16 protein-coding genes are annotated in these 11,988 nt (G+C 62.6%); 7 read left to right on the top strand and 9 right to left on the bottom strand.

All coding sequences use genetic code 11. From position 1 onward, the window contains the following. Nucleotides 1-8: 8 nt before the first annotated feature. Nucleotides 9-1,193, bottom strand: a complete 1,185-nt coding sequence (locus ACZBJS_RS05810; RefSeq protein ID WP_463438500.1) for a polysaccharide biosynthesis/export family protein — start codon at nucleotides 1,191-1,193, stop codon at nucleotides 9-11. 221 nt (nucleotides 1,194-1,414) lie between these two features. Here ACZBJS_RS05810 and ACZBJS_RS05805 point away from each other — a divergent pair, with 221 nt between their 5' ends. The 5 genes from ACZBJS_RS05805 to ACZBJS_RS05785 all read left to right on the top strand — a co-directional run bounded on the left by ACZBJS_RS05805 (nucleotide 1,415) and on the right by ACZBJS_RS05785 (nucleotide 4,890). Beyond that, on the top strand, nucleotides 1,415-1,723 hold the full coding sequence (locus ACZBJS_RS05805) for a hypothetical protein (protein ID WP_143271189.1): 309 nt from the start codon (nucleotides 1,415-1,417) through the stop codon (nucleotides 1,721-1,723). A gap of 104 nt (nucleotides 1,724-1,827) precedes the next feature. Beyond that, the gene (locus ACZBJS_RS05800; protein ID WP_463438499.1) at nucleotides 1,828-2,112 is read left to right on the top strand and encodes a hypothetical protein; all 285 of its coding nucleotides are present in this window, start codon (nucleotides 1,828-1,830) and stop codon (nucleotides 2,110-2,112) included. Nucleotides 2,113-2,221: 109 nt separating this feature from the next. After that, nucleotides 2,222-3,505 (top strand): hypothetical protein, encoded by a 1,284-nt coding sequence (locus ACZBJS_RS05795; protein WP_463438498.1) that lies wholly within the window; start codon nucleotides 2,222-2,224, stop codon nucleotides 3,503-3,505. Nucleotides 3,506-3,512: 7 nt separating this feature from the next. Beyond that, a complete protein-coding gene (locus tag ACZBJS_RS05790; RefSeq protein WP_316394485.1) occupies nucleotides 3,513-4,289 on the top strand; it encodes a metallophosphoesterase family protein in 777 nt (258 codons plus the stop codon). A gap of 16 nt (nucleotides 4,290-4,305) precedes the next feature. Continuing rightward, nucleotides 4,306-4,890, top strand: coding sequence for a hypothetical protein (locus ACZBJS_RS05785; protein WP_310880756.1), 585 nt, complete (start codon nucleotides 4,306-4,308; stop codon nucleotides 4,888-4,890). Between the two features lie 29 nt (nucleotides 4,891-4,919). Here ACZBJS_RS05785 and ACZBJS_RS05780 read toward each other — a convergent pair whose 3' ends face one another. Continuing rightward, nucleotides 4,920-6,338, bottom strand: coding sequence for an undecaprenyl-phosphate glucose phosphotransferase (locus tag ACZBJS_RS05780; RefSeq protein WP_229193131.1), 1,419 nt, complete (start codon nucleotides 6,336-6,338; stop codon nucleotides 4,920-4,922). Nucleotides 6,339-6,457: 119 nt separating this feature from the next. Here ACZBJS_RS05780 and ACZBJS_RS05775 point away from each other — a divergent pair, with 119 nt between their 5' ends. Next, nucleotides 6,458-6,763, top strand: coding sequence for a hypothetical protein (locus ACZBJS_RS05775; RefSeq protein ID WP_092079551.1), 306 nt, complete (start codon nucleotides 6,458-6,460; stop codon nucleotides 6,761-6,763). A 13-nt stretch (nucleotides 6,764-6,776) separates the two neighbouring features. Here ACZBJS_RS05775 and ACZBJS_RS05770 read toward each other — a convergent pair whose 3' ends face one another. After that, nucleotides 6,777-7,151, bottom strand: a complete 375-nt coding sequence (locus ACZBJS_RS05770; RefSeq protein ID WP_018270679.1) for a helix-turn-helix domain-containing protein — start codon at nucleotides 7,149-7,151, stop codon at nucleotides 6,777-6,779. A gap of 667 nt (nucleotides 7,152-7,818) precedes the next feature. Between ACZBJS_RS05770 and ACZBJS_RS05765 the strand changes: the two genes are divergently transcribed. Beyond that, nucleotides 7,819-8,007 carry a hypothetical protein gene (locus ACZBJS_RS05765; protein ID WP_028331611.1) on the top strand — a complete coding sequence of 63 codons (189 nt, stop codon included), beginning with the start codon at nucleotides 7,819-7,821 and terminating at the stop codon, nucleotides 8,005-8,007. Nucleotides 8,008-8,193: 186 nt separating this feature from the next. On the opposite strand, the gene ACZBJS_RS05760 is transcribed toward ACZBJS_RS05765, so the two are convergent. The 6 genes from ACZBJS_RS05760 to ACZBJS_RS05735 form a co-directional block, all read right to left on the bottom strand. Beyond that, the gene (locus ACZBJS_RS05760; RefSeq protein WP_016841790.1) at nucleotides 8,194-8,403 is read right to left on the bottom strand and encodes a hypothetical protein; all 210 of its coding nucleotides are present in this window, start codon (nucleotides 8,401-8,403) and stop codon (nucleotides 8,194-8,196) included. Nucleotides 8,404-9,172: 769 nt separating this feature from the next. Then, nucleotides 9,173-9,430 carry a hypothetical protein gene (locus ACZBJS_RS05755; protein WP_246786786.1) on the bottom strand — a complete coding sequence of 86 codons (258 nt, stop codon included), beginning with the start codon at nucleotides 9,428-9,430 and terminating at the stop codon, nucleotides 9,173-9,175. Between the two features lie 182 nt (nucleotides 9,431-9,612). Then, entirely contained in the window at nucleotides 9,613-10,641 is a 1,029-nt protein-coding gene (locus ACZBJS_RS05750; RefSeq protein WP_141342556.1) for an NAD-dependent epimerase, read from the bottom strand. Between the two features lie 94 nt (nucleotides 10,642-10,735). After that, nucleotides 10,736-11,152: a hypothetical protein gene (locus tag ACZBJS_RS05745; RefSeq protein ID WP_057020208.1), complete on the bottom strand. Its 417-nt coding sequence runs from the start codon at nucleotides 11,150-11,152 to the stop codon at nucleotides 10,736-10,738. Between the two features lie 55 nt (nucleotides 11,153-11,207). Beyond that, a complete protein-coding gene (locus ACZBJS_RS05740; protein WP_057020207.1) occupies nucleotides 11,208-11,486 on the bottom strand; it encodes a hypothetical protein in 279 nt (92 codons plus the stop codon). A 169-nt stretch (nucleotides 11,487-11,655) separates the two neighbouring features. Further along, entirely contained in the window at nucleotides 11,656-11,970 is a 315-nt protein-coding gene (locus ACZBJS_RS05735; protein WP_141342555.1) for a hypothetical protein, read from the bottom strand. Nucleotides 11,971-11,988: the final 18 nt, after the last annotated feature.

Genomic DNA, 11,988 nt, shown 5'->3' with positions numbered 1-11,988 from the left:
CCCAAATATCAGGGCGCAAGCTTGATCGAATTACGAAGTAGGGTTGCGTTGTAGGCGGCCACGATCGGATCGTTCGCCGTTGCGGTCACGAGGCGGATCTGCTGCATCACCTTGGCGTCCTCGACGGATGCCGCGTTCGACGCATAGAGCACGTCCTTGTTGCGCAATTGGAAACGCGTGGCCAGGAAATAGCCGGCCGGATCGCGGAAATTGATGTTGTAGACGACCGGGATGATCGGCCCTGAATATTTGCTGACGTCGACGCCAAGCTTGGCGGCCACTTCCGGCAGTTCGCCGCGATAGACGAACACCGAGGCCGGATCGGCCGAGGAGTCGTTCAGGCCGCCCGCCTTGGCAACGGCTTCGGCGAGCGAGATGCGCCAGGCCTCGAAATTGAACTGGCCCTGCGCGCCCGACGCGCCGAAGGCGACGAAGGTTTGCGGCTCGCGGTAGACATAAATGGTGTCGCCGGGATGGGCGTAGATATTGCTCTTGGGCTCGTAGACCAGCTGGCCGAACGGCACCGTAGTACGTTTGCCGTCGCGCTCGAGCATGACCCATGTGTCAAAACCCTGCCCTTTCGGGCCGCCGGCGCGCGTGATCGCGTCAAGCACGTGCTCACCCGCGGCATTGGCGGGGAAGCGGTTCGGCGAATTGACCTCGCCGAGCACGGAGATCAGCGAGGTGCGCTGCTCGATCAGGGCGACCACGGCCTGCGGCTCGATCGCGCGATTCTTCAACGCATCGACGATCGAGCGCTGCACTTCGGTCGGTGTGCGGTTCTTGGCGCGGATCGCGCCGGCATAGGGCACCGAGATATTGCCGTCGGTATCGACGTTCTGGTTCGGCAGCGTGATGTAGTTGCCGGGACGCACGCCGGCCTCGACCGGAATGAACAGGCCGCCGGCGGCGGCCTCGAAGATCGTGACGCTGACGACGTCGCCGATGCCGAAGCGGATGTCCTTCGGCGGCGGGCCCTGGATGCCACCGGCGAGTTGCGGCGCGAACGACGCCAGCACGTTCTCGATCTGCGGTGTGATCTTGACCATCGCATAGGGCAGGCTTTCAGGATCGCGCTGCCCGGCCACGACATCGGAGCTCGTCGGACCGTTGGTCGGCATGTAATGGCAACCGCTGACCCAACAGGCGGCCGCAAGCAATAACACCACCCGAATGAAAATCGCACGCGACATCTAAATACTCCGGCCGTGCCGTAACACGCCGACTATCACAATCACAAGTTTCCGCGATATATTGCGATGCAATTGATAAATAATGTTAGCGAGGTGAGGCAATTCGGCGACACCGGCGCACCGCCGTGAGACAAAGCCCCGCGCGCCGTCACTCCGGCTTTGCTTTCGTCCGATCTCCCCGTTATCTGTGAATGAGATGGTTTGAGTTAACCGAGGGTTCGATGGCCCGCAGGAAGCTACCCGCGATCGCGTTGGGAATGGTCGCCTTGCCGCTGATAGGCGCCCTCGGCGGCTCCGGGGTTTTCGCCGCAGAACTAAGCGTTTCCCCGGCCCCGCGCGCCGTGCAACGGGTCAGCGGCAATTGTCAGCGGCTGCAATATTGTCATGGCGACGTCTGCCAGTGGAAACGGGTTTGCTGGCACGGCTGTCCCGATCGCTACTCCTGCGCGCCGCTCTACGGCGCCTATGGACCGTTTGGCGGCCGCGATTATTGGGCTGCCTATAGTTACGGCGATCTGCGCCCGTTCTGAATGTTAATCGACTAACAAAACCACAGGCCATCGAGCTCGGCCAGCACCGCGCCGGCCCGCTGGCGACGCGCGGGTTAACCCCGGCTTAGGCCCGGCCCGATACCATGCGGGCGCAGGGTTTGATTATGTTATTTGTTTTCCTTGGCAATTTGATCGGCGGCGCCGTTCTCGGGCTGCGCCAGCACTGTCTGGTGCTGGCGCCGGTGGCGCTCGCGGAACTCGCGCTGTTGGCCGCCATCGGAGTCGGGCGCCTGTCGTGGTCGGAAACCGCGCTGCTCATGATCGCTGCGATCGTAGCGCTGCAAATCGGATATCTGGCAGGCGCCTTCGCGCCGCTGTTCTGGTCTCGCACCTCGACGCCACGTCTCGCCCTGCGCCGTTCGCAATAGCAGGGCATGACACTGCCCGCTTTGGCGTGGCCGATTTCCGTTGACCTCGCGGCAAGCCCGGGGCATCCCGCTGCCTTGCGTCTCATCCTCTGCAGGACCTCCCCCTCTCGTGTGGAACGTCACGGCCTTCATCTGCATCTTGATCGGGGCGTCGATTCCGCTCGGTCTCATCGACGCATCGCTCGCGACGGGTCTCGTCGGCGCGGCGACGTCGCTAGGGCTGCTCGCAAGCCTCGTGGCGATCCGTCCGGGTGAGCTGTCGTTCCTGAAGTCGGTCGCCGGTCCCGCTGTTGCGGCGGCGCTTCTGCCGGTGCTCTGGATCGTCCTGCAGATGTTTCCGCTGGCGGCCCTGGCGCATCCGGTGTGGAAGTTCGCCGGCGAAACGCTGGGAGCACAGCTCAGCGGCAGCATCACGATCGACACCGGCGCAAGCTTCGGCGCGCTGCTGATCTGGCTGTCACTCATGTCAGCCATGATCACCGCCGCCGCTGTCGCGATCGACGCCCGCCGCGCCGATATGGTGGCCCGCACCGTTGCAGCAACCGCGGCCGTCGCGGCCCTGATCCTGCTGCTATCAAGCGATCCGGTCAAAGTCTGGTCTGGCGCTGCACGCGATGAGACGGCAAACGGATTCCTGGTCGTCGTTCTCGTTGGCGTTCCGCTCGGCCTTGCGCGCGCGCTCGACGTCGGCGGACACGCCGATGGCCGCACCGCCGCCCAATTGACACGGCTGCGCTGGCTGCTCGCTGCCGGCGCGCTGCTCTGCGCCGCCAGCGCCTGCTGGGTTGGGCGGCGCGGCGCCGCGATCGCGATCGCCGCGGGCATCGCCCTCGTCCTGATGACCTTCGCCGCGCGGAAACTTCATCTGCACCGCAGGAGCAGCGCTGCTGCGGCGACAGCGATCGCGCTGATCGCCCTGGCGACGGCGATCGGCAATCGTCATCCCGACGTGCCGCTTGCGGTCGCCTTTGTTCATGCACCGTCCGAGTTCGTGCAATCGACCCACAATCTGCTCGCCGACCTGCCCGCGCTCGGCAGCGGCGCCGGCACCACGGCAACGCTGGCGTCGACCTATATGGACTGGCAGGGCGCCACCACGCGGCCCGTGGTTGCGACCAGCGCCGCGGCCTTGATCGCGCAATTCGGTTCCGCCATGTTCTGGACTTTAGTCGCGGCTATCATCGTCGGCATCGCAGCGTTCACGGCCGGTGCGCGCAATCGCGGCCGCGACTGGTCCTACCCTGCATCGGCGGCAGCCGTCCTGCTGACGCTGCTGCTTGCTGGCTTCACCTTGCCGGAATTGCCGGCGCTGCCCGGAGTGATCGTGTTGGGAGCCGTGATCGGAACAGGACTGGCACAGCGGATCAGCCGTTCACGGTCGCAGGCGGGCTAGACGCCAGATGCGCAGCTTCCTCCAGCGTCTTGTCGGCCAGACCGGCGATCTCGAACATGAGGGCGACGAGACCTGCATCTACGCCGTCGGCGATATCCACGGTCACGCCGACCTGCTGCACGAGATCTGCGCCCGCATCGATGCCGACATCCGTCGGTTCCGGCCGGCGCGACCGATCCAGGTGTTCCTCGGCGACTATATCGATCGCGGACCGGATTCGCGCGATGTCATCGCCATGCTCGAACAACGCCGCCGCACCCGCAGCATAGTCTGCCTGCTCGGCAATCACGAGGCCTGCCTGCTGGAATTTCTCGTCAATCCCGACATGCTCGCGCAATGGCGGCAGTTTGGCGGCTTGCAAACGCTGATGTCCTACGGCCTGACGCCCTCGCCCAATCCCGACGCTTCCGAACGGAGGGCGCTCGCCCGGCAATTGATCCGCCAGATGCCGCCGGCCCATCTCGCCTTCCTGCGCTCGCTGCCGCTCTGTTATGTGCACAAACGCTATTTCTTCGTCCATGCCGGCGTCAGGCCCGGCGTCGCGCTCAACCAGCAGCGCAAGGAGGATCTGCTCTGGATCCGCGACGACTTCCTGATCTCGGAAGATGACTTCGGCAAGGTCGTGGTCCACGGCCATACGCCGGTGCATGAGGCCGAGCTGCTGCGCAACCGCATCAATGTCGACACCGGTGCCTATGCGACCGGCCGCCTGACCTGCGTCAAGCTCGAGGGAGCCCGGCGAACCCTGCTGATGACCGGCAACCGGGCCGCGCGCCATGGCTAATGCGATGGCTAACACGATGGCTGACGCGATCGGCCGGAATGCGAGGCGTCTCTCGCCGGCCTTCGTGCCGGCCGCCGCTGCGATCGGCGCGGCGACGCTCGCCTTGTCGACCTGGTGGCTTGCCGCCGATGCATTGCGCGCCAAACCGGCGATCGCCGCAGAGGTCGGCATGGTCAGAGGCGAGCTGTGGCTGCGCGACGGCTGGAGCCAATTGCAGACGTCACCGGAGGCGGCCGAAGCCGCGTTCACGCGGGCGCTTCGCCTCTCGCCGATGGACGCCGGCGCCTGGTTCGGCCTCGCCTCGGCAACCGGACGGTTCGACTGGCTGAACCCGACCGCGTCGAAGGCGCTCAAGATGTCCTACTATACCGGCTTCAACCGCAGCGATCTGATCGCGCCGCGCCTGATCCTCCTGGCGCAAGTCGACACCACGCGCGATGTCGAATTGGTCGACCTGCTGCAGCGGCAGATCCGCCTGATCCTCACGCGGGCGCCGGAACTGAAGGGCGCGATCGGGCAGGCCTATCGCGTGGCTGGCGACGCCAACCGGCGCATCATCGAGGCGGAGTTCAAGGACGCCAACCAGAGCATTCCGCAGTAACGCGCGCCTGGCGCCCAGATGCCCAGCCGTCAGATACCCTTGTGACGCAACACCGCGCCGACCGTGCGCAGCAGGATGCGCAGGTCGAGCACGAAGCTCCAGCTCTTGATGTAGATGAGGTCATGCGCCACCCGCAGCTGCATGTCCTCGATCGCCGGCGTCGCGCCGCGCAGCCCTTGCACCTGCGCGAGACCGGTGATGCCGGGCTTGACGTGCTGGCGCTCTGCATAGCTCGCGATCAGCTTCGAATATTTGTCGTCATGCGCCAGCGCGTGCGGCCGCGGCCCGACCAGCGACATGTCGCCGCGCAATACGTTCACCAGCTGCGGCAGTTCGTCGATGCTGCGGCGGCGCAGGGTCGCGCCGATCCCGGTCAGCCGCGGATCGTTCGGGCGGGCCTGCGTGATGATATCGCCATCCTCGAGCACGTGCATCGAGCGGAATTTGAGAATGGTGAATTGCTTGCCGTCGAAGCCGTTGCGGCGCTGCCGGAACAGGACCGGCCCCCTGGAGTCGAGCTTGATCGCAATCGCCGTTCCGATCAGCAGCGGCGCGAACAGCACCAGGAGGCCGCTGGACGCCACGATGTCGAACAGTCGCTTGCCGGCGCGCTCGAGCGAAGTAAGCGGCGAGCGCTGCATTTCCAGCGTCGGGATCGGGCCGGTCGCCACCATCCGCAGCGCCAGGAACCGCTCCGCGGTCCGGTCCGGCAGCAGCCGCACCGGCAGCGGCGATGCCCGCAGCTGATCGCACACGAACTGGATGCGCGGCTCCTGCTGCCAGGGCATGGCCAGGATGATCTCGTCGGCGCCGCACTCGCGGGCTGCAAGAATGGCCGACGCGACGGCGGCGCGGTCGCCGGCGTCATCGGACGATCCGGAGAGCTGGACCCGTCGCACCTCGCTGAGGCCGAAATCGCGCAGCAGGCTCGCTTGCCGCACCCGGGACAATTCGTCCGCCATCCCGACCACGACCGCGCGGCGCGTGGCCAGCATGCCGCGGTCGATCGCGCGTTGCAGCGGCGCCTGCAGCAGCATCCGTCCGCCGACCAGCCCGAGGCCGCCGATCAGGCCAAATGACAGCACCGACCCGCGCGAGACGCCGGAACCCACCTTCAAAAGGAAGATGATCAGGGTCATCAGCAGAACGACCAGCAGCCATCCGCCGAGCAGGCTGCTCCAGCGCCGGTCGAGACCGGCCAGCACCTGCGCATTGTAAAGGCCCTGCGACTTCGCCACGAACATGTGAAGGATGGCGGCGAGGACCCCGATCCCTAGAAAACCCTCGAAGCTGTTGCTATAAACCGTGTGGTAGTAAAAGAGGTGATAGGCCGCGCCGCCGACGATGCTGGACAGCACGACGATTATCATCTCGAACGCGACGGCAAACGCCTCGAGGGAGGCGAAAGCGAACGAGAAGGCGCCGAAGTTAACCGGTACCTTCGCCAATCGAGCGTCCGAAAGGTCGGCCATCGGGAATTAACATTCGTGTTAACAATTCATATGTGTATTATCAGGCGAGTCGTGAGCTCGCAAGAGCTGCTGCGGATATCGGATAGAGAGCGCGCATGAGTTCATCGGCTGGCGAAACCGAGGCCGCGCTGGTGGCCCTCCTCCATCTCATCCGCCTGATGGGCGCCGAGCTCGTCGCGGGCCAGCACCGCGACGACGTCGAGGTGCTGGTCAAGGCGATCGAGACAAAGCTGCGCGCGGCCCGCTTCCCGGCCGACATGCCGAATCAGGACATCGTCAGGGGCCTGGACCTTGCGCAGGCCAGACTGCGTCCGATCTTCGCAGAACTGCGCGCAAGGTCGGAGAAGGCACATCTGAGCGACCAGCTGCTGCTGGCTCCCAGGCCTTCACGCATCCACTAACGGATAGCTTACGTCAGCTTTGGGCTTCACCACGGCGGGGCAAGCCGCTCCCGCCGCCGGACCTGAGCGCAAGCTTTTCCTCGATCTTCATTTTCTCGAGCAGCAAGTCGGTCACGATCCGGCGCAGCCGTTCATTTTCCAGCCGTAATTCATCAATACGGTTATGGACAGGGGGGATCCCATCTCTATCATCGGTGCGAGCGGCGAATTCGGTAACAGTACCATTCGCCTGGTGGCCGCGTGCGGCCTCCTGCTTGCGCCAGCGATGAAACGTCATCACGCTAACGCCCAGCACCTTGCACGCTTGGGCCTGGGACTGCCCCCGCGCCATGAGTTCCTCGGCCTGTTTGACCTTGGAACTGATCTCCTCAGTAGAATGACGCCTCATTGGTCATCTCATTGCCCCCTAGATTAGCAATCATCGCATGGCCTATAAGCTATGTAAATGCAACAGGAAATTCAAATTGAGGGTTTCCCGGGGGCCTTTCGGGAGCCTCGAACTTGCCGGTCGGCAGCAACACATAGTGCGAAGAAACGCCGAAGCTGCAAGGTATTGAGCGGAATATACGGGGAATATTCCTCCGCTGAAAGGGCCCGATAAAAAAAGTTATACGACTTTCTGTGTATGAGAGTTTGATCGGGATAACTGGCGCACTGTTTGCATTCTCAAACGGGAAGCAAATGAGAATATTCAATCGGTCTCTCGACAGATTGTGAGTGCGCCATGCCTCGCCGCGATAATCGCCCCACCGGTCAAGCGCAACTTTCACAAATTTCTAACAAATTAATCCCGCGAGTTTCGCGTCCGGCCGCTTGCGGGCGTACACGCCCAGCAGTAGTTACTAGGATGTTAGGTGTCACGAGGGTTTCAACATATTTGAGGATTATTTTCACGAAACCTAACGCTCATATCTCGATCCACGAATTATCAATTAAGCGCTTTCCCACCCGAGGCCATCAGGCGGAACCACGTCCGCCCGATAATCCGCGAACCATTCTGTGCTGACGCTTGTCAGAGCCAGCCTCTGATCAACATTTTTGCGAGGATCGACACCATGGCGCGTCTCAAGGTCTTCGAGGGGAACCAACCCGCGTCAAGCGAGGCGGCCGACATCCTGGAACGCCTCGTCGCGGAGAATTGCGAGCTCCGGCATACCGCGGTCGAACTGGTCTTGCAGAATTGGATCCTGCGCGAGCGTCTGTCCGATGTCGGGGCACGCAAGTCCGTGCCGCTGGAGCACTGACCGCCCCCACCCTCACGACCGCGATTATCCGCAGCAACGTCCGCCAGCTCGCCTAAACGAGTATCGGGCCAGCGCATCATTCAATTTAGAATTGAAATGTCCGCAACTGCAGGCGCGCGAGCATGCTCGCCGGATTGGCGAGGATGTGGCCGCATATTCTGCCGATGAGAAAGAGGCTGACGGACTTCAGCTGTGAACCCGGCGCAGCGCGACGCGCGGGGTGTTCTGCTCTCGAGACATGCCGAACGAACGCGACGAGCCCGGGCGTTCCTGGATTTCACGTAACTCAGCGATATCAAGCATCAGCGCAACGACTTCGTTGCGCAGCGATTGATTGGTCGCGAGCAACGCCTCTTCGATCGGCTGATGCAAATGTTGAACTTTGTGCTGCTTCATGGCGCGCCCTCGCTCTGCGGTTAAGGGTATGAGCGATGTGATTGAAGTTTCGATGACAGGGTTATTCCGCGCACATGGAAGGCGGTTAATGGGGCAGGTTTGCGACCAACATGGCTCCGAGTTAAATTTTCTCAATCAGGTTCCACAACCTGATCGCGAAGCGCCCGATCGGCGGCCTTTGATGTGTCGTACAGATGAGTTGGCAGCGGCAGCTATGAGGCGCGCGGCTGGACAACGCGGCTCAATGTGGGTCGGAAGCTCTACCAAGCGCATGATATTGCTTGGTGATCATTGATGGCTGCCAAGTCGTTCAACCGAACGTGCATTGTCCGGCTATCACAATGTCGCCGTGTTACAGCGATCGCGCTTCAAGGGACGCGCTCAGGTGCACACAAGATATTCCACCAAAGCTGCTCCTTAGACGCAAAATCTGCTGCTGCCACGTCCATCAAGGATCGCAGAGTGTTTCGACCGGTTGCGAATATTGAAGCGGCTGACGGTGCCTTGAAGCGCTCGAGCAATCCAGCGAAATGAATTCAACGCTGGACATCGGATCAAGCGCGATTTCGCCTCCGCCGGACCCAACCGCGCTAACGCTATTCTAATTAAAATGAGCGGGACCGAAGCGTCCGGCTTGAACAGAGGGGAGCGGACGCCTTTCGCGCGCTTGTCGCTGCATTCGCACGCGCTTGCACAGCCCTCACGAACAGCAGCGACAGCGAAGATTCGCCATAAGCATCGCTAATTCGCCACGCGTCGCGATCGCGCGCTATTTCGATTTAGGAGGCGTATCGTCGTCCATCTTGCCACCATTGGCGACGCACTTGTTGAAATAGTCCCGCTGGGCTTTGGCGCCTCCCCGCGCGCTCCCGGAAGCGGGATTGCCGGGCTGTAGCGGCGGAAATGCCTTCGCGACCAAGGCATCGCAGGCGCGCGCCACCTGCACGTCGATCGCATGCGCGGGAACCATTGCGCTGGAGATCATGATCACGGCTGAGACGATCGCAAAACCCCAGATAACTCGCATTGCCACACTCCGTTCCAAACTGAATCAGTTTTTTCTCTCGAGCCCGGACTCGCAATGAGCGCACTAAAGCATGATCCGGAGAAGTGCGAAGCGGTCTTCCGTCGCAACAAAACGCGGATCGCGTTTGCGCGAAGATCAAGCTCTGACCGCGAGCTGGAACACGACGACGCTTCTCGCGGCGCCTAGGTCCGATCGACGTCGTGATAGGCCCGATACCAGGCGACAAACCTGGCAATGCCATCCTCGATCCGCGTCTGCGGGCGGAAGCCGATTTCACGCTCCAGGTCGGAGACGTCGGCCGACGTCTCCAGTACATCTCCCGGTTGCATCGGCATCAACTGCTTTTCGGCCTGCCGCCCCAAGCCCTGCTCGAGCAGCGCCACCACATGCATCAGTTCTTCCGGCCTGCTGTTGCCGATATTGTAGACCCGCCACGGCGCCCGGCTCGAGCCCGGATCGGGATGCGCTCCCGACCAGTTGACATCGCCTTCCGGCGCGCGGCCGATCAACCGCACCATCGCCTCGACCACGTCGTCGACATAGGTGAAGTCGCGCCGCATGTTGCCATTGTTGAACAGCTGGATCGGCTTGCCCTTGGTGATCGCGTCGGCGAACGCATAGAGCGCCATGTCCGGCCGATACCACGTCCCATACACGGTGAAAAACCGCAGCCCGGTTGCCGGTACGCGATACAGATGGCTATAGGAATGGGCGATCAGCTCGTTGGCCTTCTTGGTCGCGGCGTACAGGCTGACCGGATGGTCGACATTGTCGTGGACCGAAAACGGCAACTTGGTGTTGGCGCCATAGACCGACGATGAGGACGCAAACAACAGGTGCTTGCACGCGGTGTGTCGGCAGCCCTCGAGGACGTTGAGGAAGCCCTCCAGATTGGAATCCGCATAGGCGTGCGGGTTCTGCAGGGAATAGCGCACGCCGGCCTGCGCGGCGAGATGCACCACGACCTCGAAGCGATAACGCTCGAATAGCGCCTTCATGCCGGCTCGGTCGGCGAGGTCGAGCTCCACGAAGGTGAAGCCACGGTGCTGCTTGAGCAGATCGAGGCGCGCGCGCTTGAGCGCGGGGTCGTAATAGTCGTTCAGATTGTCGAGGCCGATGACCGGCTGCCCTGCCCGCAGCAGATGCTCCGCCAGATGGAAGCCGATGAAGCCGGCGCAGCCCGTGACGAGTAGATTGCCTGCGATCACCACGTCTTGCCCGTGCCTTTCGCCTTGCGCCGGACCATTCGAATAAGCCGTTACACGCGGCAGCCGCAGCTGTCTTCGCGTTGCGCGCCGCCAGGCGTCAGTTGCTGGCGGCCGGAGGCTTGTAGTCCGGAAAGCGGCTCAGGACCGCGGCCTTCATGAACTTGAAGTGCGCAATCTCGGTCGCCAATTCCTTCAGCCGGCGCTGGCCGTTGGAGATCTCGGCGTCAAACAGGTCTTGATGATAGTTGTCAAGCGCCTCGCGTTCCAGATATTCGTCGGTGCCGTTGCCGAGAGTCACCGCGGCACGGGCCAGAACATCATCGACGCGGCGGCCAAGACCGGATTGCTCGCTTTCGGCCGCCTGCAACGCGGCCTCGATCGCGGCCATGATCGATCCGATCCGGGCGCGATCGGTCTCGGCATCGCGCTCGGCCGAGCGTGCCTTGAAACCTTCCTCGCCGCGCCGCGATTTGATCAGGTCCTGCGCGCGAGACCGCAAAAACAGCTGAAACATCTGTCAGTATCCGGTTCGGGCCCATTGAGGCAGCACAGGTCAAAATCGCCCGGTCTTAGTTAAAAAAGGGTGAATTGCCCTCGTGCCCGGCCCTCAGGTCGGCTTTCCACTTGATCCAGGCCTTGTCGTGCTTGTCATAGAGCTCGAGCCACCGTCCCTCACCGGCTGACGGCACCAGGCCCGTCCCGTTATCGTGCCCGTCCGCCAGTCCCGGCAGCGAGGAGTCCAGGTCCTCGAACTCCGACGTCTCCTCAAGCGTCAGCCCGACCAGCACACGCTTGCCACTGACATCGACGACATACCGCCTTGGCGAATGCCCCCTGAGATCACTCATGACGTGAAAGTTCCCTTGCGATCCGCGGGGCTGGCGACGAGATCAGGGGCACGCTGGCATGCAACCAACCCGCCTGCCGCGACGGACGCCGACATGATGACCGATTGCATGTTGCCAGCCAACCCCAACTCACCGCACACCGTCGCGCTACCTCGATCGAACTACTCCGCTAGAACGCGCGACGCATGTGGCCGAACGCACTGACCGGCTGTTCCCGCCTCGACGATTTCGCGGCTGATGGCGCCACATACGGTGCATAGATCCGATATTGCGCGCGGCGCTTGTGCGACCGCCACGAGCGCGCGGCGAAACCGGAGAAGAAGCCTGCGACGAACACCGCCGCGAGAATCAGAGCAGGAGAAACCATCACAACCGTCCACGTTCGCCCCGATGTTATTAACATTCGAAGTTGTGACGACATCATGATTGGACGCGCCGAAAGATTGTTCAGCCGCTGGAATTTTTGTGCAATCGAACGACGCATCAATGATCAGCGTCGACA

Source organism: Bradyrhizobium sp. KZN70725, from assembly GCF_055264925.1.
The sequence above is the reverse complement of the archived record's forward strand: the minus strand, read 5'-3'. Positions and strand labels throughout refer to the sequence as shown.

Excerpts from the sequence above, each read along its gene's own strand:
- ACZBJS_RS05765 (WP_028331611.1), top strand. The coding sequence starts at position 7,819 with ATGGCGCGTCTCAAGGTCTTCGAGGGGAACCAACCCGCGTCAAGCGAG.
- ACZBJS_RS05805 (WP_143271189.1), top strand. The coding sequence starts at position 1,415 with ATGGCCCGCAGGAAGCTACCCGCGATCGCGTTGGGAATGGTCGCCTTG.
- ACZBJS_RS05770 (WP_018270679.1), bottom strand. The coding sequence starts at position 7,151 with ATGAGGCGTCATTCTACTGAGGAGATCAGTTCCAAGGTCAAACAGGCC.
- ACZBJS_RS05810 (WP_463438500.1), bottom strand. The coding sequence starts at position 1,193 with ATGTCGCGTGCGATTTTCATTCGGGTGGTGTTATTGCTTGCGGCCGCC.
- ACZBJS_RS05735 (WP_141342555.1), bottom strand. The coding sequence starts at position 11,970 with ATGCGTCGTTCGATTGCACAAAAATTCCAGCGGCTGAACAATCTTTCG.
- ACZBJS_RS05745 (WP_057020208.1), bottom strand. The coding sequence starts at position 11,152 with ATGTTTCAGCTGTTTTTGCGGTCTCGCGCGCAGGACCTGATCAAATCG.
- ACZBJS_RS05785 (WP_310880756.1), top strand. The coding sequence starts at position 4,306 with ATGGCTGACGCGATCGGCCGGAATGCGAGGCGTCTCTCGCCGGCCTTC.
- ACZBJS_RS05760 (WP_016841790.1), bottom strand. The coding sequence starts at position 8,403 with ATGAAGCAGCACAAAGTTCAACATTTGCATCAGCCGATCGAAGAGGCG.
- ACZBJS_RS05790 (WP_316394485.1), top strand. The coding sequence starts at position 3,513 with ATGCGCAGCTTCCTCCAGCGTCTTGTCGGCCAGACCGGCGATCTCGAA.
- ACZBJS_RS05800 (WP_463438499.1), top strand. The coding sequence starts at position 1,828 with ATGCGGGCGCAGGGTTTGATTATGTTATTTGTTTTCCTTGGCAATTTG.
- ACZBJS_RS05775 (WP_092079551.1), top strand. The coding sequence starts at position 6,458 with ATGAGTTCATCGGCTGGCGAAACCGAGGCCGCGCTGGTGGCCCTCCTC.
- ACZBJS_RS05755 (WP_246786786.1), bottom strand. The coding sequence starts at position 9,430 with ATGCGAGTTATCTGGGGTTTTGCGATCGTCTCAGCCGTGATCATGATC.
- ACZBJS_RS05740 (WP_057020207.1), bottom strand. The coding sequence starts at position 11,486 with ATGAGTGATCTCAGGGGGCATTCGCCAAGGCGGTATGTCGTCGATGTC.